The sequence below is a fragment of the Paenibacillus sp. sgz302148 genome, from assembly GCF_056120465.1.
Genome location: NZ_JBVYOJ010000006.1, coordinates 234,758 through 259,627, shown reverse-complemented (window position 1 = coordinate 259,627; position 24,870 = coordinate 234,758). Strand labels below are relative to the sequence as shown.

General features: G+C 52.9%; 13 protein-coding genes. All 13 read left to right on the top strand.

The window, feature by feature from the left end:
* Positions 1–24 precede the first annotated feature (24 nt).
* The 13 genes from AC0LWM_RS11410 to AC0LWM_RS11350 all read left to right on the top strand — a co-directional run bounded on the left by AC0LWM_RS11410 (position 25) and on the right by AC0LWM_RS11350 (position 24,838).
* Complete coding sequence (locus AC0LWM_RS11410) at positions 25–657, top strand: phosphatase PAP2 family protein (RefSeq protein WP_474675057.1); 633 nt, start codon at positions 25–27, stop codon at positions 655–657.
* 72 nt (positions 658–729) lie between these two features.
* Positions 730–1,272 (top strand): hypothetical protein, encoded by a 543-nt coding sequence (locus AC0LWM_RS11405; RefSeq protein ID WP_474675056.1) that lies wholly within the window; start codon positions 730–732, stop codon positions 1,270–1,272.
* A complete protein-coding gene (locus AC0LWM_RS11400) occupies positions 1,247–1,777 on the top strand; it encodes a hypothetical protein (protein WP_474675055.1) in 531 nt (176 codons plus the stop codon). Before AC0LWM_RS11405 ends, AC0LWM_RS11400 begins: the two co-directional genes overlap by 26 nt.
* Positions 1,778–2,113: 336 nt before the next feature.
* Positions 2,114–3,322: a M48 family metallopeptidase gene (locus tag AC0LWM_RS11395; RefSeq protein ID WP_474675054.1), complete on the top strand. Its 1,209-nt coding sequence runs from the start codon at positions 2,114–2,116 to the stop codon at positions 3,320–3,322.
* Positions 3,323–3,327: 5 nt separating this feature from the next.
* Positions 3,328–4,833 carry an RNA-guided endonuclease InsQ/TnpB family protein gene (locus AC0LWM_RS11390; protein ID WP_474675053.1) on the top strand — a complete coding sequence of 502 codons (1,506 nt, stop codon included), beginning with the start codon at positions 3,328–3,330 and terminating at the stop codon, positions 4,831–4,833.
* A 159-nt stretch (positions 4,834–4,992) separates the two neighbouring features.
* Entirely contained in the window at positions 4,993–8,964 is a 3,972-nt protein-coding gene (locus tag AC0LWM_RS11385) for an AAA family ATPase (RefSeq protein WP_474675052.1), read from the top strand.
* Positions 8,965–9,151: 187 nt separating this feature from the next.
* Positions 9,152–13,807: an AAA family ATPase gene (locus AC0LWM_RS11380; protein WP_474675051.1), complete on the top strand. Its 4,656-nt coding sequence runs from the start codon at positions 9,152–9,154 to the stop codon at positions 13,805–13,807.
* Positions 13,808–14,021: 214 nt separating this feature from the next.
* Positions 14,022–15,743 (top strand): sensor histidine kinase, encoded by a 1,722-nt coding sequence (locus tag AC0LWM_RS11375; RefSeq protein WP_474675050.1) that lies wholly within the window; start codon positions 14,022–14,024, stop codon positions 15,741–15,743.
* Positions 15,718–17,124 (top strand): response regulator transcription factor, encoded by a 1,407-nt coding sequence (locus AC0LWM_RS11370; protein WP_474675049.1) that lies wholly within the window; start codon positions 15,718–15,720, stop codon positions 17,122–17,124. Before AC0LWM_RS11375 ends, AC0LWM_RS11370 begins: the two co-directional genes overlap by 26 nt.
* Before the next feature lie 26 nt (positions 17,125–17,150).
* Positions 17,151–18,824 (top strand): extracellular solute-binding protein, encoded by a 1,674-nt coding sequence (locus tag AC0LWM_RS11365; RefSeq protein ID WP_474675048.1) that lies wholly within the window; start codon positions 17,151–17,153, stop codon positions 18,822–18,824.
* Between the two features lie 235 nt (positions 18,825–19,059).
* A complete protein-coding gene (locus AC0LWM_RS11360; RefSeq protein ID WP_474675047.1) occupies positions 19,060–20,820 on the top strand; it encodes a glycoside hydrolase family 66 protein in 1,761 nt (586 codons plus the stop codon).
* Between the two features lie 17 nt (positions 20,821–20,837).
* Positions 20,838–23,135, top strand: a complete 2,298-nt coding sequence (locus tag AC0LWM_RS11355) for a glycoside hydrolase family 66 protein (protein ID WP_474675046.1) — start codon at positions 20,838–20,840, stop codon at positions 23,133–23,135.
* A gap of 113 nt (positions 23,136–23,248) precedes the next feature.
* A complete protein-coding gene (locus AC0LWM_RS11350; RefSeq protein ID WP_474675045.1) occupies positions 23,249–24,838 on the top strand; it encodes an ABC transporter substrate-binding protein in 1,590 nt (529 codons plus the stop codon).
* Positions 24,839–24,870 lie beyond the last annotated feature (32 nt).

Genomic DNA, 24,870 nt, shown 5'->3' with positions numbered 1-24,870 from the left:
ACTAAGGATGAAAGGATGAATGTTATGAATGTGCATCTATTGAAACTGTTGCGCATCTATGTGTTTAGCTTGCTGGCCGCCTCCGGGTTTGGCCTTGTCGCGCTTGCTATCCAAGGGAATTTGCTGTCCGCGTTCGACGAAAACGTCATTTCGCTTGTCCAGCGTTGGGAATCGCCGGGATGGACCCGCGTGATGGAGGGCTTCGGCTGGATCGGCTCCACAGTACCGGTTGTCGTGCTTTCGCTAGCGGCGATCGTCCTGTTTTATGTTTTTTTCGGCCATCGGAAACAATTGTTTCTATTCATCGCCGTTGTCGGGGGCTCCACGGTGATCGGTTATACTTCGAAATCGGCGTTCGGCCGGGAAAGGCCGGACATTCACAGGTTGGCCGAGGAGGCCGGATTTTCTTTCCCAAGCTCGTCTTCCGTCGCGGCGGTTGCTTTGTACGGTGCGGTTGCATACGCGCTTTGGAAATATCTGCGGAGCCGGGCAAGCAAAATCGCGGTTGTGGCGGCAGCCGTGTTGCTCGTTGCATGCATCGGAGTAAGCCGTATCTATATGGGGCTTCATTACCCGAGTGACGTACTCGGCGGCATGCTCGCAGGCGCTTCTTGGTTGTTGCTTTCGATCGGCGTGTATAAGCATATCACCGAATAAATACCTCTTTTTAGGTATGGCTCGATCGGCATATCGGGTTTATTCTGTGCATGAAAGGAAGGAGAGCGTTCGATGTTTACTTGGAAGCTTTGCGGCGAATCCGATGAGGATTGGACGGAAGCGATTTTATTTATTTTGAGCCACCGCCATGAACTCGGCTTGCCTTATGCGTTTGAGACGGTCATCGGTTCAATGTATCTCGCCATCGAGCAGGGAGATACGCTGCTTTGCCGGGATGCTGACAATCGGCCTATTGCCGTTATTGTGAGCACGCTCGGCACCGACACCGGCGAGTATACGGATGTGGAGAACATGGAAGTGCTGCTCGCCTTTTGCACCCAGGAGCATCGCGGCAGCCGGTTGTTCGCGGACGGTTTGGTTCGTTTGGCGGACAGGGCCATAGATGCCGGAGTGCGCCAAGTTACGTTTTACGCCTCGCCGAAGGCCACTTACCGCAAATTGTTCGGCAAGTTCGCCGGCCGCGAGGAGACGGTGGAGAGGGCTTGCGGGATGCTCGATGTATACCGCGTTTCGGCAAGCGACCTGATTCGTTATGCGCAGACGATTCGTAGACTGGGGAGAAAAGAGCATGTCCATTCCAATCCAAAAGTGTGAAACGGACGAGCAGTGGTACCGGATCTCCGAATTTTTCGTCCGGCACGGCAATATGATGAATCCGCTTCTCCATCCTTCGTCGATCCTGCTGGAGATATTGACCTACAAAGAAAACGGCGGGGTCCTGTACGGGGAAGCGCGCGGACAGATCGTATGTGTACTCGGTTATTGCATCGGTACCCCGGACCGCCAATTCGACAATCCGTCGGACGCGTTCGTCGGTTCCGTGATCCTGCTCGATCAGTTCCGATTCGGCAAGCTGTTTTATTCGGGCTGGAAGGCGTTGATCGAGGAATTAAATGCCGCAGAGGTTCCGGTAACCCACATGCATTTCCACGCATTGAAGGATAACGAGTATTTGAATCGCATGTACGGCAGATTCGCGCAGACAACTAGCGAGTTTCGGAACGAATACGGCGCGCATTGGTCCTATGTCGCGTTGTTTCAAGATTTCCGCAGACGATTCGAAAACATCAATGCCCGAACCGGGGTGCGTGCAAAATAAAAAACTTCAGTAAAAAACACCCGAGGAGCTCGGGTGTTCGAGGCCAATCTTATTTCTTGGCGATAACCGCTTTCTTGGCAGTGAAAAACCTTCTGACTCCTCCGCCAGATGTTGGCCCTGCAGGTACAGACATTGTCATAAGAAGTAACCTCCTTTGTTGTGTATCGTTATGTGCCGCGATTTCAATATAGTATATTAATGAAAAAATGTCAATAATTATTTTTAATATAATAAATTGTAAAATTTAAAAAACGGTGATGTATGAATCCGGATCGATCGACGCTTCATTCACAAAGACGGACTGCAGCGATTTATGCACTTGGTGTTTATGTGATCATGCCGGCCTCGCTGTTGTTGCTGCTTATCGGGGCGGCGGGTATATGGATTGTATTGTTTTATTGTTCCATTGACCTGATTCCAGTCTTGGTGATCTACATGTCATGGGGACTTGGCCGTGGATTGTATGTCGGGGCCTGCATGATCTGCCATGGAGTCTATCTGACGTTCCGCCCGATTCCCGAGACGGAACCGGCTTTGCTGATCGATGAGGAATATCAGCCGGGACTATTCGGGCTCATCCGTGAATGCTGCCGGGAGGCGCGCTGCCCGATGCCGGACAGGGTGGCCCTTCACGCGACCAGCGAATTTATGGTGACGGACAGTCCGCTGCGCCTTTTGAACGGCACCGTATCCGGCATATGCCTAATCATCAGCCTTCCGATGCTCCGATATCTGACAACAAGCGAATTGCGTGCCGTCATCCATCATGAGCTCGCTCATGTGGCCGGCGGGGATTTGAGATACATGCGAAAGGTTATGCCCGTATATTCCATAATCGGGACGGCAATTGCGGGCATTCACGAGGAACTGGATCACTGCCATGACAAATATTCCGTATCCGTGCTTCCGCTAATGGCTCCGCTGCTGATGATGCAGGGGTACATGTCGTGGTTCCATCGAAAGGACATGAAGATAAGCCAAGTGCAGGAATTGCTGGCGGATCGGCAGGCAGGCGAGTTAGCGGGTGGAATGCATGTGGCGGCTGCTTTGCGCAAAATGGAGGGAGTCGGCGTTTGTTTCCATGAATATGCCGCCAAGCTATTGACCGGGAATGAACCTGAACCTGAGGGAACCGTCGATAACCTCTACCTATCGTTCAAGGAAGAATGGATGAGTGAACCGGAAGAAGAATGGGGCAATCCGGCAGAAAGCGTGTTGAACCGTGAAATGGACAAGGATACGGACACAGGCACGGACACAGGTACGCATGCCGGCTCTCTGGAGCGCATCGGCTACCTTGCTTGTTCTTCCAAAGGCGAAACAGATGATAGGGAAGCGGCGTCGTGGGTTCAAGATTTGGAGCCGCTCGAACGTAAAGTAACGAACCTTTTCTATCAATTTCTCGGGAGTACTCCCACTTCTGCAAGTGGCGAGGTGAATCGGCGACTTCTTGAATACACCAGCAAGATGTTCTTTCCTTCCTCCCTTAGTAGCGATATAATAAAAGGGAACGTATATTCGCATTTCAAATGGGGGAGGAGGTGAAAGTCATGCCAGATGCCAAGTCACTGTACAGGACCTATCAAGTGTGTGTCAAGCCGGGTCATCGATTGTTTACTTACCTGGATGAAGCGTGTCAGAACGCCAAAAACCTGTATAACACGACGAACTTTTATATCCGGCAGGTTTTTACTGCATGGAAGAAGCAAGAGGGATTACAGCCATTGCAGCAACAAGTCATGGACACGCTGGCAGCGCATATCGGTGCGATGAACGAACGACGGAGCGAGAAGAATCGTTCCCGTCCGTTTGATCTGCCTTCGCAGGAGCAGCCTTTTGTGTCTTATCCCCTCCTGGACGCATTGTTCAAAGTGATGGAGCAATCCGATTATCGCGCACTCCCCACGCAGAGCAGTCAAGGCATCATGAAGGTCGTATTCCAAAACTGGAAGGCGTTCTTCTCCAGCATGAAGGATTACCGAAAGCATCCAGAGAAGTACACGGGAAAACCTCATATTCCGGGTTATGCACGGGGCAGAGCGAAAGAAGTCGTGTTCTCCAATCAGGACTGTGTGATCAAAGGAGGAAGATTTTTAAAGCTTCCTAAGACCAAACTGCAGCTGGGCATCGGCAAGCTAGGCCGGATCGTCGGCCAGTTGATGCAGGTGCGTGTAGTGCCCAGCCATGGACATTATGTGGTCGAAATGATTTTCGCTTGCCCGAGGGAGAAAAAGGAAGCAGCGCAAGAACATGTGCTGGCGATTGATTTGGGCGTTGACAATCTTGCAACCATCGTCACGACAACCGGTTCGAAACCGATGGTCGTGAAGGGCAAGATCGTCAAAGCGATCAATCAATATTATAACAAGATGAAAGCGCACTATACCGGGATTCTCCGTCACGGCAAGAAACCACGAGAAGGCGTGCATACGTCCAAACGATTGGAACGATTGCATCTGAGGCGCCATCGCCGGATCAAAGACTTGTTTCACAAAGCCAGTCATCACATCGTCAAAATGGCCGTGGAACAACAGGTGAGCACCATCGTCATCGGTCATAACGACGGATGGAAGCAAGAAGCCGTTATGGGAAGGCGAAACAATCAGTCGTTCTGTCATATCCCGCATCAGATGCTGATCAGCATGATCCGGTATAAAGCGGAAGAACAGGGGATAGCGGTCATCCTGACCGAAGAAGCTTACACCTCGAAAGCGAGCTTCTTGGACCAAGATCCCTTACCGCGTTATGACGAAGCGAGGCCAGGTTCTTTCCTCGGAAAGCGAATCTGCCGCGGACTGTACCAGAGCGCGAAAGGCCTAATAAATGCCGATGTAAATGGAGCGGCGAACATTATGCGCAAAGTATTCCCAAACGTCTCCGCACAAGAAGCGAATGGGATAGAGGGGTTGGATGGCAACCCGGCCATCAACGTGTCAACTCCACTGAGGTTAAGCATCCTGAAAAAACAGGTTGAGACATCAGAAACCCCCACTTCAACCGAAGCGAGAGCAGAGGTAAGTGGCGGGAGTATTCATCATCATGTAAACCATGGCTAAAGTCGAATTTTGCGTGAACGAGCCTCCGTAACCGCATGGATCAAGCGGCCCGGGGGCTTGTTTGAGTTCGTTCGTGCATTATAATAAAGTTATATATTTGTCGTTTTTTGTAACGCCGACTGACACAACTTTTGATTCGTCGCCACCGAGGTGCCTTATATGAATCGCAAATTTTCACAACAAACGTTAAGCAGCCTGGCGATCTTTCCCGAAGGCAACCCCGCAAGCTCTGAAGCAACCCCCGAGACGATCGAGCCGGAACAAATCGCCAAAAACGCGGAAACGGCGATAGGCAGCGATAGACTGCATCCATCGTTCGACAAGCAGGGCCAGCTGTACGGCCGGGAGCATGAAAAAGCGCTGCTCTCCCAAGCGTACCAATCGACCTGCTTCGGGTCCGCCGAAATCGTGTACGTCTCAGGTGCGATGGGAATCGGGAAAACAAGCCTTCTCGAACAAGTTTTCCGCCAAGAGCAGCGCCACTCGCGAACCCCGATTTACCTTGCAGGCAAGTTCGAGCAAATCCCGAAGGACAGCCCGTATTACCCGGTTGTTCAGGCATTTCGCGGATATATGCGACATCTGCTCGGCGAAAGCTCGGACAAGGTGGACGCCTGGTGCCGCATGCTGCGGGCCGCTCTGCGCTCGAACGAAGCGGTCATAGCGGCCATCATTCCCGAAGTAAGGCTGCTGCTCGGCGATATCCCCGCTGCCTGGGAGCTGCCGCCGGACGAAGCGAAGAAACGGTTTGTCTACGCGTTTCGCAAATTCGTGCAGGCACTGGCGTCCAAGGAGCATCCGCTCGTGTTGTTCATCGACGACCTGCAATGGGCGGATGGGTCGTCGCTGCAGCTGCTGCACGTGCTGCTGAGCGATCCGGAGAGCCAATATGTCATGTTCGTCGGCGCTTATCGCGACGGCGAGATCGAGCGGAGCAAGCTGCCCGGCTGCATGGAGGACGGAAGCATCGAGGCGGAGGTCAACGTGCGCCATATCCGCCTTCGGGAGCTGACACTCGAACAGATGAGCCCGATCGTGATGGATACCCTAATCTGCGGTGCCGAAGAAGCGGTGCTGCTCGCGGAAGTGCTGTATCCCCAATCGGGGGGCAATCCGTTTCATTTCAAGCAAATCCTAAGGCGTTTGCTGGACGATCGTTTGTTGGCCTATGACGCCGGGAGCCGGAAGTGGCAGTGGAACTTGGGGGATATGCTCGAACGGGGATCGGACTTTGCCGTGAACGATCTTGTGGCGCGCAAGCTGATGCGCCTTTCCGGCGCCGTGCAAGACACGCTCCGGGTTGCCGCTTGCTTGGGAAGCGAGTTCGAGCCCGGGGGGATCGCGAATGTAACGGGCAGGACGGCCGCGGAGATAGGGGCCGATTTATCCGCCGCCGCCGATGAAGGCTTCATTATACCTTTGGGTTCGGACAAATTCCGGTTTTTGCATGACAGCATCCAAAAGACGATGTATGGCTTGATGGACGACGAAACGAGGCGACGGACGCATCTTGCGATCGGCAGACGTCGGAAGGAATCCGTTCCCGAACAGCCTGAGAAACTGTTCGAAGCGGTGAACCATCTCAATATCGGATCGTCCGGCATCCACGACGAACAGGAGCTGCACGAGTTGATCGGGATGAACCTCCATGCCGGGCATCGGGCTAAAGCGTCGGCAGCTTACGATATTGCGCTGCTCTATTACCGCAAAGGGGTGGAGCTGCTGCCGGCGGACGCTTGGGACCGCCATTTCGATATAAGCTTCGAGCTGCATGCGGAACGCGCCGAATGCGAGTACCTGTGCGGGCATCATGAAGATACGGAGCGGCTGGTCGACTATTTGCTGTGCAGAGCCCGCAATGCGATCGAACGGGCCAGGGTCCAGAGGATTCGGATCACGCAATGCATTAACTTGGGAAAATATGCGGAAGCGACGATGCTGGGCTTGAACAGCCTAAAGGAATTTCGCATCCGCGTTTCCCCGGCTCCGATGAAAGCAACGATCACATCTGAAGTATTGCGGGTGGAAGCATTGCTCCGCAACCGGATTCGCCGGATTGCCGACTTGCCGGAAATGACGGATAAAAACCGGATTGCCGCCATTCATACGATATTTTCGATCGTGTCCTCGACATTTTTTACGAATAAAAAGGTTTTTTTCCTGCTCGTGTGCAAATCCGTACAGCTATCGCTCAAATACGGGAACACTCCGGTGTCCGCTGCCGTTTATTCGGCCTATGGCATGTTTCTCGGCATCGCTCTTGGAAAATACAAGAGAGGCTACGAGCTGGCGAAAGTCGGCCTTGAGCTGTCCGAGCGGTACGACGTGCCTTCCATCAAATGCAAAACACATGTCATGTTTGCCGGAGTGATGTGCCAATTCGTAGGAAACGCGGGCGAAGGCGACGTTTATCTGGAAAAGGCGGTTCGCTACGGCATGGAATCGGGAGATTACGTGTTTGCGAGCTATGCGATGGGGGCCCATGTGAATTCGTTGTACGCACGGGCACCGCTAGGCGTAATGTCTCGGGCGATTGCGGCGTATATGGCCGTGCTGGCGGAGACGAAGGATGAATTCGTGCTGCAAAACTTTCACTTGTACCGCAGGTTCGAGATGGCGCTGCAAGGAAAAACGGACGGGCCCTGCACGTTCGACAGCCCGGATTTTGCGGAGAAACGGTTTCTCGAGCATATCGGCGGCGAAGAAACCTCCGCGACGACACTGTTTCAATACAACGCCTACAAGACGCAGCTCTGTTATTTGAACGGAAAATACGAGGAGGCGGTCCGCTGGGCGGAGGAAGCGGAGGCGTATACGGCGTATGCTACGCATTTGCCCCATTTGCCGGAATGTCTGTATTACGAATCACTGGCGATTTTGTCCGTCAATGGGAACGGGAGGGCTTCGCTCCCGCGAGAACGGCTTCGACGTTTACAACGCAATCTGCGCCGGCTTCGGAAATGGGCAAAAGGCAGCCCGGGCAATTTCCAGGCGAAGCTGGTTTTGATCGAAGCCGAGCTTGCGCGGGTCACCCGGCGCTTCGACGCGGCCGAGGCGGGATATGACCGGGCGATCCGGGAAGCGCGAGAGCAGGATAACGTTCAGGTCGAGAGCGTCGCAAGCGAGCTTGCGGGCCTTTATTATGCCGGTACGGGCAAGGAGAAGGTTGCGCTCCGTTACCTGCAATCTGCATGCGACGGCTATGCGCGATGGGGCGCAAACCTGAAAGTGCGGCAAATCGAGGAGCGGCTGGCTTCGTTAGGAAGCCTTCGCGAAACGGGTGCGTTGCAGTGGGGAGAGCAGCAGGCGGCAAGCGAAACCGCCGCGGCAGCCGAATCGCATTCGGCGGAAGTCCGTAGGGAAACGGGCGCGGCCGACGCGGTGGACCTTGCCGCGATCCTGAAAGCGTCGCAGGCGCTCACGAACAATATGGATCTGGATGCCGTGCTGGCAGAAATCATGAGCACCCTGAAGAGCTACGCGGGAGCGCGCAAAAGCGTGCTGCTGACGGAAAACCGCGGCGAGCTGTACGTGCAGGCCTGGGCGGACGCCGAGGTTCATGTCCTTGCCGAGCCGGAGCCGCACGAGGACGACAGGCTTCTGCCCGGCGGCATCGCCCGTTATGTCGCCAGAACGCAAGAAGCGGTCCGTTATGCCGAGGACGATGACAGCTGGCTGCGCCACAATCCTTATATGGCGAAGCATCGGCCGCAGTCGGCCTTATGCATGCCGGTGACCGTTCACGGGTCGGCGGTTGGGGTATTGTATCTCGAGGATTACGCGGCAGCGAGCTTTTTGTCCGCGGATCGCGTCCATATCCTCCATGCAATGGCTTCGCAAGGCGTATATATTATCGAACTGTTGCGTTCGCTAAGCCGGCATGAGAGCGATCCGGATATGGAGAAAGAGATCGGCAGAATGCCGGCCGCCATCGAAGAGCCGCTGACGGACCGCGAGATGGAGGTGCTGGCGCTGCTGGCGGCGGGTCTGTCCAACAAGGAAATCGCCGAACGGCTTGTCGTTGCTGTCGGCACGGTCAAGGTGCACGTCAAAAATATTTTTACGAAATTAAAGGTCAATCGGCGCACGAAAGCGATCGCCCAGGCGAAGGAGCTTCAATTGCTGGATTAATGCGCCGGGACAGGCTAACCGGAGCAGGGGTCGTCCGCGCATCAGCGATGCGCATGACGCCCCTGTTTTGCTATATCCGCGGAATGATCGTCAAGTTGACTGATGCAAATCTCGCGGGGTTCCGGTACACTGTTAAACGTAGAAGTTTTTGGACTGCTTACGATTTATTGACATAGAGGTGCACAATATGAGCCACAGCCCTACGTATCAAACCTTATGCACCATCAGCGAAGACAGCCGGACGAAGCTTTGCCGCGCGGCGCTAGAGGACGGCGGCGAAAGCAATTCTGTGCTCATCCAGATCGCCAAGGAGGAGGAAGGCGCTTCGGCCCGGGATGAAGCCGATTTTATTCGCGAGCTCGAGCTTGCGCGGAGGCTTCCGGGCGAAGGGATCGCAAAGCCGATCGCTTGCAGAACATTCGGTCCGTCGGCCGCCCTCGTATATGAGGATGACGGAAGCATCTCCTTGAGAGCGTACATGGACAGGGACAAGCCCCTGGACCAGGGTGAATTTATGCCGCTGGCCAAGGCACTGGCCCACATTGTCGGGAAGCTTCACGAAGTCGGTGTCCTCCATCTCGATTTGAGGCCGGACAACATCCTCATACACCCGGAGACACGGGAGATACGACTGATCGGACTGGGCCACGCGCAATGGACGACTGCCGGTCCGGAAGACAACGCAGATGGCGTATCCCTCTTCATCCATCGAGACCGGCTTCCTTACATTTCGCCGGAGCAAAGCGGGCGAATCAGGCGATCCGTAGATGAACGAAGTGACCTGTACGCAATCGGCGTCATATTCTACGAGATGTTGACCGGACATTTGCCCTTTCAAGCCGAAGAGCCGCTGGAGTGGATTCACGCCCATTTGGCGCAAGATCCGCTGCCGCTCCCAAGCCGCGGCGAAGGGACGATCACTTCGGCTCTGGCGGACATCGTCATAAAGCTGCTGGAGAAGGATGCCGACAATCGCCGCCCCAGCTGCGACGCTTTGCTCGCCGATCTGGATCAAGCGGGCGAGCTGCGGCATCCATTCGTGATCAACGACGGCTTATACGGCAGAGAGCACGACATGGACCTCCTTGACGAGGCATATCAACAAACCTGCTTCGGGTCAACGGAAGTCGTATACGTTTCGGGTGCGGCTGGAATCGGGAAAACGAGCCTGCTGGAGGAAAAGTTCCGCAAAGAGCGGCGCCATGCGCGAAGCCCGTTCTATATCACGGGCAAGTTCGAGCAAATCGCCAAGGACAGCCCGTATCATCCGATCGTCCAGGCGTTTCGCGGATTGATGCGGCATCTGCTCGGCGAGAGCCCGGACAAGGTCGATGCCTGGGGAGCCAAGCTGAGGGCCGCTTTGCGCCCGCACGAGGCCGTACTGGCCTCGATGATTCCGGAGCTGGGGCTGCTCGTCGGCGAGATGGCCGCTGCCGAGGAGCTGCCGCCGGACGAGTCGAAAAAACGGTTTATTCACGCCTTTTGCCGATTGGCGCAAGCGATCGCCTCCAAAGAACATCCGCTCGTGCTGTTCATTGACGATTTGCAATGGGCGGACACGTCCTCGCTGCAGCTGATCCACGCGATGCTGTGCGATCCGGAAAGCCAGTACCTCATGTTCGCGGGCGCTTACCGCGATGCCGAAATCGGCTCGCTCAGGCTCCCCGGCTATGCGGAAGACGGACGCGTGACCGAAGAGGTGATTGTCCGCCATATCCGTCTTCGCGTGCCGACCATGGAACAGCTGAACCGCGTCGTGACGGATACCGTCCGCTGCGACGCCGCCGAAGCGATGCCGCTGACGGAATTTTTGTTTCACAAGTCAGGCGGCAACCCGCTTCATTTCAAGCAAATGCTTCAGCGGCTGTACGATGACCGTCTCCTAACCTATAACGCCGAAAGCGGGCGATGGCAGTGGAATCTCGGGCACATGCTCGAGAAGGAATCGGACTTCGCCGTCGGCGAGCTGATGGCCCGCAAGCTGCAGCGCCTCTCCCGCGATGCACGCGAGCTTCTGCAAATTGCGGCGTGCGTCGGCAGCGCGTTCCCGCCCGAGCTGATCGCGAACGTATCCGGTCGGGCCGTGGCTGAAGTCGTGGCCATTTTGTCCGCCGTGGCCGAGGAAGGCTTCGTCTCGCCGCTTGCTTCGGACAAGCATCGGTTTGTGCACGACAGCATCCAAAAAATCGTTTATAGCGGAATGGACGAAGGAACGAGACGGCTGGCACATCTGGCGATCGGCAGGCGGCTCATGGAGGCCGGCCTAGAACAACCCGAGAGCTTGTTCGAAGCGGTGAACAACCTCAATATCGGCTCGGCATGCATGAGCGGGCGGGACGAATTGCGCCGGCTCGCCGAGATGAACCTGACTGCCGGGAACGAGGCAAAAGCGTCAACGGCTTACGATATTGCGCTCGTCTATTATCGCAAAGGCGTGGAGCTGATGGCCGAGGAAGATTGGGACCGGCATTTTGCGCTGCTGTTCGAACTGCATGCGGAACGAGCCGTATGCGAGTCCTTGTGCGGCAACCACGAGATCGCGGAGCGATTGGCGGGCGAGCTGCTGCCGAGAGCACGCAATCCGGTCGAACGGGCAAGGGTGCAAAAAATCCGGATCGATCAATGCATCAAGCTGGGCAAACATATTGAAGCGACGGCGATCGGCCTGAACAGCTTGAAGGAGTTCCAAATCTCGATTTCGCCAAGGCCCCTAGACGGGACGATCGCATTCGAGGTCGGGCGTGTCGAACTCATGCTCCGTCCGCCTTTCAAGAAGCTCGTTCAGCTGCCGGCGATGGCGGACCCGGACCGGCTCGCCGCCATCCACATGATCTTCGCGATTTTGGAGTCTTCTTTTTTTGCGAACAAAAAAGTTTATATTCTTCTTATTTGCAAGGCGATTCAACTATCGTTGAGGCACGGAAACGCGCCGGTTTCCGCCGCTTTTTATTCGGCGTACGGCGTATTTCTGGGCGTCGCGCTCCGGAGGTACGTGCGGGGCTACGAGATCGCCAAAGTTGCGGTCCAGCTTTCCGAACGCTATAACATCACTTCGATCAAAAGCAAAACGTACATGATCTTCGGGGGCGTGCTCTGCCAGTATGTCGGGAATGCGCGCGAAGGCGATCATTATTTGAAAGAGGCGCTGCGCTTCGGCCTGGAGTCCAAGGATTACAGCTTTTCAAGCTACGCGATGGGGGCGCATGCCAACTCGCTGTATACGCGAGCGTCGCTGCACGAGCTGTCGAGGACGATCCGGGAATATTTGATCGTGCTTGCGGAAACGAAGGATGAATTCGTACTGCAGAATCTTCATCTGCTCCGCCAATTCGTGATGGCGCTGCAGGGGAAAACAGCCGACGCCTGCTCGTTCGACAGCGAGGATTTCGACGACAAGCGGTTTCTGGAGCGCATCTACGGCAAAGAGACCTACGCGACGACCTTGTTCCAATATAACAGCTATAAAGCGCAGCTTAGTTACTTGGCGGGTAAAAACGAGGAAGCGGAGCTATGGGCGCACCAAGCCGAAACGTTCACGGCGCACGCCATATCCCATTTGCCGGAATGTCTGTTCTACGAAGCGCTGGCCCTTTCGTCCATTTGCGCAGCGACTCCGCATAAGCGGAGCGTCCGGCTTGCGCGCATCGAACGCAATCTTCGCCGCTTTCGCAAATGGTCGCAGTGGAACGCGGAGAAATTCCGCGCCAAGCTTTATTTGATCGAGGCGGAGCTGGCTCGGGCAACGAACCGATACTCTGCCGTCGAGGCCGGATATGACAAGGCCATTCGGGAAGCCCGCGAGCAGGACAATCTCCAGGTGGAGAGCATCGCTTGCGAACTAGCGGCCCGGTATTATTACGAGCAAGGGAAAGAGAGGGCGGCCCTTTCCTATCTGGAATCCGCATGCGACGGCTACAAGCGGTGGGGAGCCGACATTAAAGCGCGGCAAATGGAAGCATGGATCGCTTCTTGGGGAGGCATGGCGGAGGCGGCTCCCGCCGCGGAGGAGACGAAGCGGGAGACAGCCCCTTCCGCGGCGGAGGCCGAATCGCTTCCTTCCGTTACCGGTCAGGAGGCCGACGGCATCAACGGGGTCGATCTTGCCGCGATTCTGAAAGCCGTACAGGCGCTGACGAACCAGGTGGATTTGGACGCCGTGCTGGCGGAGATCATGAGCGCGATCATGCATTACGCCGGGGCGGACAAAGGCGCGATCCTAACGGGAAGTGCAGACGAGCTGTACATTCGAGCACGTGCGGAAGCCGAGGTGAGCATTTTGGCCGAGCCGGCGGAGCTGGGTGACAGCGAGCTGCTGCCGGCCGGCATCGTACGTTATGTCGCAAGAACGAGCGAATCCGTTCAATATGACGGAACGGAGGACAGCTGGCTGAGCCATAATCCGTATATCGCCAAATTTCGCCCGCAGTCGGCCGTATGTTTGCCGGTCATCGTTCACGGTGCGGCGGCGGGAGTGCTCTATTTGGAGAACGCGGCGGCATCCGGCATCGTCGCGCCGGAACGGCTCCGAATCCTGCACGCGATGGCTTCGCAGGGCGTATATATTTGCGAGCTGCAGCGCTCTCTGGGACATTCCGGCGGCGAGCCGGATGGAGAGAAAGAGGCGAAAAAAACGCCTCAGCCGATGGAGGAGCCGCTTACGGATCGAGAGACGGAAGTTCTCGCACTCATGGCAGCCGGGTTGTCCAACAAGGAAATCGCCGAACGGCTGGTCGTCGCCGTCGGTACGGTGAAGGTCCACGTCAAGAACATTTTCACCAAACTGAAAGTGAACCGGCGCACGAAAGCGATCGCCCAGGCCAAGGAGCTTCAATTGCTCGATTAAACCGGAAGAAAGACCCGCGAAGCCTTCATTCGCGGGTCTTCCTTTCGCCCGCATGTTCGTCACAACGGGAAGTTTTCCATGACTTTTTTGCCATTGCGGTTCATCTTGCGACCATATAAAATAGATTAAAACGGTTACAACTGGAAAGATATCGCAAAAAAGGTCATCCATTTTCGATTCATTCCAAGAGTCGAATAATCATGAGGTAATCGAAATGACTTTGAAAAAAAGAATTTTTATGATCTTTTTATTTAGCTCGCTCGTTCCGTTTACTTGTATCGGCATTATATCGTACTATACGATCAACTCCATTTTGTCCAATAAAATCGAAACGGGAATCCGCAGCAACCTCAAGCAAGTCAATTTGTCTTTGGAAAATTCCATCAACAACCTCAACCATATTTCTCAGCAATCAGCGTATGAAGGGAATGTCGTAAGGGAACTCGATGAGCTTATGAAGGCCAAGGAGCCCTTTCGCCGGATGAAATTGCAGCATCAGTTCAAAGGCACGTTAAACTTGGTCACCTTTACGAACCCGGATATCGGACTTATGCTGTATTATTTTAAAAAGGATCAAACGTACCGATTCGAAAATTTGCCGGTAAAATTTAGTTTCTCGCCAGAAAAACTTCCACTTTTTTCACAATTTTACGGAATTTCTTATTACGGACCTCATGAAAGCTTTAACCGGCTGGACAACAAGCTTGTGTTATCGGCATTAAGAAAAGTCAACTTCCCGGGCCGTGACGATGTGTATGTCTATATGGAATCCGAATTTCAATTGGTTCAAAATATGCTGGACAGCGATCAGCTTGAAAGTAACCTTGCTCATATCATATTGGATAATAACGGCAGGATCGCTTATAGCGAAGTTCCGCGTTTTCGAAACGGCGCTCCTTCTGCCGAATTTTTGAATGGAGCCACATCCGGATACAATCACGGTTATTACTGGTTCAAGCAGACGAGCAGCCAAGGCTGGAGCATTGTGTCCGTCATCGCGGAAGCGGATTTCAACAAAGAAAAAAACAGCTGGTTCCTTCAAATCTCGTTTTTCTCCTTGTTTTTTGTAGGCCTGACCTTGCTGCTGGCCTGGCTTCTATGGAAGATGGTGTACAAGCCTCTCAATCGGTTCCAAACCGAAATCAAAATGATCACGAATACGCAGACGAAAGCGAACCCGGAACGGACGAACATTCCGGAATTCGATCATTTGTTGTACCGTTTTCAGCAAATGAAGAAACAGATTTGGGACTTGTTTGACGAAATCAGCGAAAAGGAGAAGCAGCGGGTCGATCTTGAAGTGGAAAAGCTGCTCTATCAAATTAACCCCCACTTCCTGATGAATACGCTCGATACCGCGCATTGGCTGGCCGTCATGAACGGGCAGCACGAAATCGATCGCCTTGTGCAGTCGCTCAATAAACTACTGTATTATAATTTGGGGAAACTGGGCCGCCCTTCGACGATCGAAGAGGAAATCGAAGCGACAAGACAATATTTGATGCTGCAGCAAATTCGTTACGATTATCATTTTGACGTTCGAATCCATGTCGATGAGGTTGTATTGAAGAACGAGGTCCCTCGTTTCATTCTTCAGCCGCTTGTGGAAAACTCGCTGTATCACGGATTAAGCGATGAAGGATACATCTTGGTGGAGGTCAAGTTGAAACAGGGCATCGAGATCGCGATTTATGACAACGGTTCCGGAATTCCGGAGGAAACGATTCATCAATTGCTCAATGGTCAAGGCGGCGAACAGCAGAAGATTGGCATGGGCATCGGCATGAATTATGTGAAACGTACGCTGGAATCGCGATACGGAGACAAGGCTAAGCTGGAAATCAAAAGCAAGATCGGGCAGGGGACAAGCATCTATTTAACCTTGCCGATCGAAGAGGAGGGAACGAAGGATGATCAATGTGCTAGTTGTGGATGACGATAAGCTGGTGCGGAAAGGCATTATTTCGGTTTTGCCTTGGCAGCAATTCGACATGCAGGTTGTCGGCGAAGCGAACAACGGGGAAAAAGCGCTGGAGCTGCTGGAAGCGCATGCCGTCGATCTATTGCTTACCGATCTTGCGATGCCGGTCATGTCCGGCATTGAACTGATGCGGATCGCCCGCGAGCGGTTTCCGGAACTCCATATCGTCGTGCTGACCTTGCACCAAGATTTCGCATACATACAAGAAGCGCTTCGCTTGGGGGCCATCGATTATATTGCCAAGGTGGAGCTTGAGAAGGACCAAATGGAAGAGGTCCTCGGAAGAATCGCCGCACGGATCCGGGAGAAAACGAAGGATAGCCCGGTTCGGCACAATCCGCATAACGCGGCAGCATGGAACCAAGGATACGCCGTCATTTGTTTGGAGCCCATTTCTTATGGCGATTGGGGCGCGGATTTGAAGCTGCCTGCGGACGTTGAGGTCATGGAGGTCGATCGAAGCAGCTGGTTATTTTTTTCCGAGGCGGATCATGACCGTTCATTTGTTCAAGCCCTTTCCGACAAAGTGGACGCTTTATCGCATGGCGTGCTGGTCGAAATATCGGATATAAATGGATTGACGCGAGATGACATACGGCGCTGGATGAGAGATTTTACGGAAAGGGAATTATTTTATGATTATCAGCCGGACAACAAATTCATCTGGGTTTGCATACATCGGGATTATCGGGAGCAGCGTGAGCCTGCCGAAGAAAATATGAATCCGATTAAAGATTTATGGATGTCTGCGGAGTGGCTTTATAGCGATGCGTTGTTCGCCAGGCTCGTCCGGGAATTAAAATGGCTGCGCATGCCGCAAACGAGGCTTATTGGGCTGTTGTATGCCTTTGTGGGCGAGTGGAACAGTATCTTCTCGCAAACGACGCTGGGAGAGATCAAGCTCATCCAGCCAATCCATTCCTGGTTTCAAATCGAGCGGTGGATGAAGGAGGATCTTCGCGGAATGGCACGGCTATCCGCCGAAAAAGCCAATTATTCGGAAGAAATCATTCGTTGCATCCTGCAAGCCGAAAAATTGATGCGCGCCGAGTTGGAGCGACAGCTGACCGCAGCCGAAGTAGCGGCAAGAATGAATATGAGCCGCAGTTATTTCAGCCAATGCTTCAAGGATCTCATCGGCATGACGTTTAACGAATATATCCGGAACATTCGAATGGATAAGGCCAAGCAATATTTGCTCAGCACGAACAAAACGATTCAATGGATTGCGGAACATATCGGGTATATGGACGAAAAGTATTTTAGCCGGACGTTTCGCGCCCAAACCGGAATGCTGCCCAGCGAATACAGGTCTCTGAAACGGGCGAACCCATAACGATGGCGAAAAAACGAGGAGTAGGCATGTTGAACAAAAGCATCATCATATCGATTGCCGTATTGTTGCTTCTGGTCGCCATATGCGGACGATCAGCCCTGTTCGATTCCGATTCCGCCAAGGAGCGAAACGAACCGCTTTCATTCGGGAAATTCAAGCAGCCGGTCGCTTTAAGAGTCGGAATGGGGGTTGACCCCAGCTTCAAGACGTATACGGGCGAAACCCCCGCAAACAATCCTTGGGTCGGGGCGATTAAAGATGAATTGAATGTCGACATCAAGATTGCTTGGATTGTGACCAATCAGAATATGGATCAGAAAATGGATTTAGCGATTACGAGCAATACGCTGCCCGACGCGATGGTTGTTTCGCCGTTCCAGCTGAAACAGATGATCCGGGCCGATGAGCTTGCCGATTTGACCGAGGTGTATCGCGATTATGCATCGCCCGTCATGAAACGCATTATTGAAGGAGCGGGCGGAGAGGCGTTTCGGGAAGCCGTTGTTGACGGGAAACTGCTTGCGCTGCCATCGGTAGATGCGGAAGACATCAGCATGATGTGGATACGCAAAGATTGGCTGGACCGGCTCGGTTTGCAGCCGCCGGCTACGATGGACGAATTGGAACGGACGGCGAAGGCGTTCGTCGAACAAGATCCCGACGGCAACGGCCGGGCGGATACGATCGGCATAGCGGCAGGCTCCTCGCTTTATGACGATTTTCAAGACGGTCCCGGCAACTTTAATTTGAATCCGATTTTTTCCGCTTACGACGCTTACCCGGGTTTTTGGCTAAAGGATGGCGACGGAAAAGCGGTGTATGGCTCTATACAGCCGGAAGTCAAAGCTGCGCTGGCCAAGCTTCGCGATTTGTACGCGAATGGATGGATCGATCAGGAAATGGGCATTCGCGAGTCTGCCGCAGAAGTCGTGATCAACGGAAAAGCCGGCATATTTTTCGCTCCGTCTACCGGAGGGTATTGGCCGGTGCCGGAGGCGCTGAAGAACAACCCAAGGGCAAACTGGCAGGCTTACGCGCTCCCGTTAGGTGCGGACGGCAAGTTTAACGCCAAAGTTTTTAAGCGAACGCAATCGTATATTGTCGTCCGGAAAGGCTACGAGCATCCGGAGGCTGCCATTCAAGTGGCGAATTTGATCTTGAGGGACGAGTACAAGTACGGGACGGAATTTCAGCCGCTGCGCAATCCGTTCGCTCCGCGTCACGAGATATCGTTTTCGTCGAAAGCGATATCTGACGTGCTGGCGGGAACCCGGAAGACCGAAGATTTTGCCGATACGGACGAATATACGCTGCTCGCGAACGATCTGGCTTCCATACGCGATACGAAGCTGCCTCCTTACGATAATACCGACATTCCTTACTGGAACTCGCGAGATAAAAATTTCAAAAGGGCTTATTCGCTCTTGGTTGGCGGAAGGAATTTGCTCGATCCGAAGCTTCATCGCGTACCCAGCCTCTATAATGCCTTTACGCCAACGATGGAAACCGAATGGAAGCATCTTATGGACGCGGAGAACGACGTATTCACGCAAATCATGATGGGAATCGCTCCGCTTGAAGCGTTTGACCGGTGGGTCATCGCCTGGAAAGAACAAGGCGGCGAGCAAATTACGGCTGAAGTCACGGAGCAAATCCATAAGAAGACCGGCACCACGAATCGATTCGATCCGTCTTCATGAAACGCAACCGATTCCCGTTCCGGGGTCGGTTTTTGTGTACCCGAAATCGCACCCTCCCGGGTAGAGAAATGTACGAAGATGGCGGGGAGAAATGTCGCATGGTTACAAATCAGCGGACAAATGCCTACCTTAACTCGCAACCGATTCCTATCCCCGGACGGCATACATTCGTTGTAGGCTTATTATTGCGGCAATTGGATTAAAGGGGGAAATTCATCTGACGAAATTGAAATGCATGGCCATTGTTTTGGCCTGCTGGATGACTGTTTTTGCAACCGGATGCAAAGACAAGAAGGAGATTCGGGCAGACGAGGTGACAAGCCAAGGCGTTGCGGAATCGATTGCAACCGACAAAGCCGCCTATCGCCCGGGCGAGATCGTGAAATTTTCGCTTCAGTTCAAAGAAGCCGCAGACGACATGAACGTTTATGTCCGGTATCGGCATCTTGGCGAAAATATCGAAGACCGGGAAGTGAAGGTGGACGGGAACAAAGCAGTCTGGGAATGGACCCCGCCGTCCGGCGATTTTACGGGTTATATGGCCGAAGCATTCGTTTCGAGCAAGGAAAACGTCGTGGACCACCTGAATATCGCCGTAGACGTTTCCTCGGATTGGAGCAAATTTCCGCGCTATGGGTATTTGGCCGATTTCCCGAGGCTTGGCCGGGAGCAAATGACGGAAGTCATCGAACGTCTGAACCGGTATCATATTAACGGCATTCAATTTTACGACTGGCAATACAAGCATCATGATCCGCTTAAGATGGACGGCGACAAGCCGGCGGCGGCATGGAAGGACATCGCGAATCGGCCGGTTTCGTTCGATACGGTGAAGGGTTATATCGATTTGGCCCACAGCAAAAATATAAAAGCGATGAACTACAATCTCCTGTTCGGCGCTTACGCGGATGCGGACAAAGACGGCGTGAAGAAGGAGTGGGGATTGTTCAAGGACCGCGATTTGGCGGAGCAGGATAAGCATCCTCTTCCCGGATGGGCGAGCGATATTATGCTGTACGATCCGGCAAACCCCGAATGGCAAAATTACTTGATCGACAAAGAAAAAGGCGTATTCCGGCACCTGCCTTTTGACGGGTGGCACGTCGACCAGCTCGGCGGACGGGGGACGCTATGGAATGCGGCGGGGGAGGCCGTAGAGCTGCCGCAAGCCTATGTTTCGTTCCTTAAAGCGGCCAAGCAGCAATTGGACGTTCATTATGTCATGAATGCGGTCAGTCAATTCGGGCAAGGATTGCTCGCGTCGATGGCACCGCTTGACTTCCTGTATACCGAGGTATGGTCGGACTATCCGGAGTATCGCAGTCTGAAGGAAATTATCGATCGGAACAGAGACTTAAGCGGAAACCGGCTCAATACGGTACTTGCCGCCTACGTTAATTACGATTATTCCAATTCCGGAGTCAAGTTCAATGCCCCGGGAGTTTTGCTGGCGAATGCGGTCATCTTCGCCTCGGGTGGCGCCCATCTGGAACTAGGGGAAAATATGCTCTCCAAAGAGTACTTCCCGTATAAAAAATTGTTCGTTTCGCCGAAATTGGAGGCGCAGCTGATTCGTTATTACGATTTCCTGACCGCCTACCAGAACGTGCTGCGAGACGGCTTGGAAGAGACGTATTTAAACATGGAGACCGAGACCGGCGGGCCGGCTATTTCATCCGTGGCGAGGCAGGGGAGCATCTGGTCTTTTGCGAAGAAGAAAAACAACAGCTATATCGTCCACTTCATTAATTTCACCGACGCGACAACGATGAATTGGAACGATAATGAAGGGAATCAGGCCGAGCCGAAGGAGCTTCAGGACGTCACCGTGTCGTTCCGCATGGATCGGAAGGTCAAGGACATTCAGTTTGCTTCTCCCGATTATTACAACGGTTCCCCGGTGTCATTGCCGATGGAGCAGAAGGACGGGCAAGTTACGATTAAGCTTCCGAAATTGAAATATTGGGACATGATGATGGTCAATCTGGCCGAATGATGGAAGGGAGGATGTTTATGCGAAATATGCGAAGAGGAGCAATTCTTCTAATTGTATTCGTGACGCTGCTGCTATCGTCGCTCGCTCCTGCGACTCCATTTGTAAGCGCCGCCAACAAGGGAAGCGTCGTCATTAAGGATATCTATACGGATAAGGCGATGTACAGCCCGGGGCAAGTCGTCACGATTTATGCCGAGCTTGAGAATCCTACGACATTCAACATCAACAAAGCAACGATCACGTTGACCTACAAGCATTTGACAACAACGGTCGGGGTGCCTTCAACCCAAACCTTCAAACTCAAAAAAGGCGACCAAGCAACGTTAACCTTTACATGGACGCCGCCGGCAACGGACTTTACAGGATATATGGTCGAAGCGGTGGTCAAAAATGCGTCGGGCGATGAATTGGACAGCATGAATACCGCAGTGGACGTATCTTCGACGTGGACCAAATTTCCGCGTTACGGATACTTGGGGAACTTCCCAAGCCAGTCGAGTGCAGTCTCGAGCGAAAATATAAACCAATTAAACAAGTACCACCTTAATGCGATCCAGTATTACGACTGGCAATGGAAGCATCATGTGCCGCTTGCAGGGACAGTGGGGAACCCGGATGCCTCATGGGGCGATATCGCGAGTAGGCCGACCTACCGTCAAACCATTCTTGACTATATTGCGGCAGGGCATTCCAAAAATATGGCGGCCATGAACTATAACCTGTTGTACGGCGCCTATAACGGTTACGGAGAGGATGGCAGCGGCGTAAACCCTCAGTGGGGGCTATTTTACGACAACAACCATAGCAATCAATGGAATGTCGGTTTGCCATGGGGATGGGCTGCTTCCAATCTGTATATGTTCAACCCCGGCAACCCAAGCTGGCAAAATTATATCAACGCCAAGGAAAGCGACGTATTCGCGGAATATCCCTTTGACGGATGGCACATCGACCAGCTTGGGAATTGGGGGACGATGTACGATTACGATGGGAATGCAGTGCAAGTGAAGGATACGTTTGCAAGTTTTCTGAACAGCGCCAAGGCGGCTCTGAACAAAACAATCCTGTTCAACAATGTCGGAAACTACGGGCAAATCGAAACGGCAGGGGCCGAAACCGACGGCTTGTACACCGAAATGTGGGAAGGCAACGGACAACAAACGTACTACGACATCAAAAGGGTCATTGACGGCGGGGCTGCCAACACGAACGGTACAAAGCCGGTTATCCTTGCGGGCTACATGAACTACGATTATTCCAAAATAAAGTCCGATCAGGCTCCCGGAACCTTTAACTTGCCCGGCGTCCTGCTGGCGAATGCGGCGATATTTGCAAGCGGTGGCTCACACATCGAGCTTGGCGAAGATGTCCGAATGCTGAGTCAAGAATATTTTCCGAATCGTAACTTGGTCATGACCGACGCATTAAAACAACGGCTGCGCCATTATTATGACTTCCTTGTCGCTTATGAAAATTTATTGCGTGGCGGTCTCAGCAATATATGGAACAAGATCGAACTTGCCGGCATTGCGTCTAGCGAAACGGCGGAGCCCGACACGGTCTGGACGTTCATGAAAACAGGTAACGGATACGACGTGATTCACTTGATCAATCTGCTGGGAGAGAACTCGAACAATTGGCGGGATACGAACGCCGATTATCCGGCTCCGACCGAACAGACCAATGTCGCCGTTAAATACTACGTTCAGGGAGAGGTCAATTCGGTGACGTGGGCTTCCCCCGACTATGAGAACGGAAGCAGCTTCCCGCTCAGCTATACAACAGGTTCGGATGCAAACGGAAATTACGTATCGTTCACAATACCGAGTCTGTCGTATTGGGATATGGTTTACATCGGCAAAACATCTTCGCCTGCGCCGATTGATCTGGAAAACCCGGGATTCGAATCCGGAAACATTAACGGTTGGACGGAATGGCATCCAGCCGGTGAGGGAGCTTCCTACGGCGTAGATTATAACGATAATCACAGCGGAGCCAATAAGCTTTATTTTTGGAATGGCAACGCGTATCAGCAAAGCGTGCGCCAGACGATAACCGGTCTTGCGGAAGGCACGTATACGATCAAGGCTTGGGTAAAGGCGACGGCTTTCGGAGACGCTCCCGACGTGGTCCGAATGGAAGCGACCAACTTCGGCGGTACCGATACGTATACCGATATGACGGTCGACGGCGTATGGAGGCAGATTAGCTCAACGATCGAAGTAACCAACGGCCAGCTGGATATCGGCTTTTATGTGAAATCCCCAGGCTCGACATCCATGCAGATCGACGATGTTCAGCTGTACAAAAACTAGGAGAAAAAACATTTCTCCCCCTTAAGACAAGACCGTTTTCTATCCTGCCAACATGCAGTTTGCTAGTATACTATGCCTGTGTACGACAAGATAAATATTCGATGGAGGGTCAAATGAACAAGAAATTTGCAATACTCATTTCAATTATGCTGGTCATTTCGCTGCTGCTTTCCGCATGCTCCAAGGAATCGAACGATGCCGAATCGAAGAACGAGACCGAGGCGAAAAACGATACGGACTCGAAGCAAGAGGATCCGAAGCAGGCATCCGAGCCGAACGGAACCGATGAAGACGGCAATGGAGTGCCCGATTGGCAAGAGAAGCAGATCAAACTAACTTTTGCATTGCGTTTTTATGGCGAAAATGACGAAATCAATCCGATCTATCTGAATATTAAAAAATTCACGGAGAAGTATCCGAATATCACGGTCGTTCGCGATCGCCAATTAGCCATTGAGCAACCGGATACGGATGAGCTTGAAATTTTGACGGCAAAGGCGATGGAAGGAAATTTGCCCGACATCTTCTATTCACCGTTATCGGCCGAAGCCTACGACAGGGAATTGACGCTCGACTTGACGCCTTTCCTGGAAGCCGATCCGGAATCGAAATGGATTTCCGAAAATGCAAGAAGCTTTATGAAAACGTATGACGGCAAAGAAATTTACGGGGTCCCTTGGATGTCCGTATCGCAATTCCCGGCATTGAACCTGGGCTTGTTAAAAGAAAACAATATCGCGATCCCGCCCTATAACTGGACCTATGAAGATTACGAGCATCTGCGCAAGGAAGTTGCCAAGCTGACGCCGAACAATCCGATTTTCCCGGGCATGATCGAATTCATCGAGTTTGGTCCGCATTATTTCGACAGCATTCCGAACGGCTGGAAAGGCTTTAACGTCGATACGCGCAAATTCGATTATACGAACAGCAAAAAATTCGGCGAATGGCTTGACCTTGTTTCCAAAGAAGGCAAAGAGGGCCTGCATTTCTGGGACCTCAAGGAAGAGGACCGGAAGAAGAAAGTAGGAGAGCTGGGATGGCCGTGGGGCGACGGCTTGGAAGCGGTCAGCAATGTTTGGATGTATGCGTTAAGCTCGGACGTGAATGAACTGGTCAAAAAACGGAAAATGAATATCGATATTTACCCGATGCCAAAAGCGCCGGAAGGCGGCACGACCAGCTTGCACGGTTATTACGATACGTTAAGCCTATCCAGCGCGCTCGCGAATGATCAAGTGAAAGCGGAAGCAGCTTTCCAATTGCTCAAATGGCTGACCTACGGCGTGGAAGGATTAAAATCCCGTTGGGCGTTAATCGACGAGTATACCGGACTCCCCGAGGACGCACCGCTTAGAGCGGAAGACAAGTTGATGGACTTTATTCAAGGCTGGCCGGTTACGACCGATCCCGAAGTACTCAAAAACCATCCGCTTGTCAAAGGGTTTAAAGAAGGCAGCGAATTGGCCGTCTTTAACTTCCCGGCTTTCCAAAACGTCGAATTCCAGCAAATGCTCTCGAACCCGGTTCCGTTCCCGAGAAATATTCCTGCCGTAGCGAAAGCTTACGGAACGCTCGATCCATGGAAAATCCGCAACCAAATTCGGGACGAAGGCAAAAAATATAGCGACATCGCTCCGGAATGGGATGCACTTATGAACAAAACGCTGGATGATTACATGCGCGAGTACAACAAAAAATAAAACCATATAACACGAGCAATCAATAGTTTCTA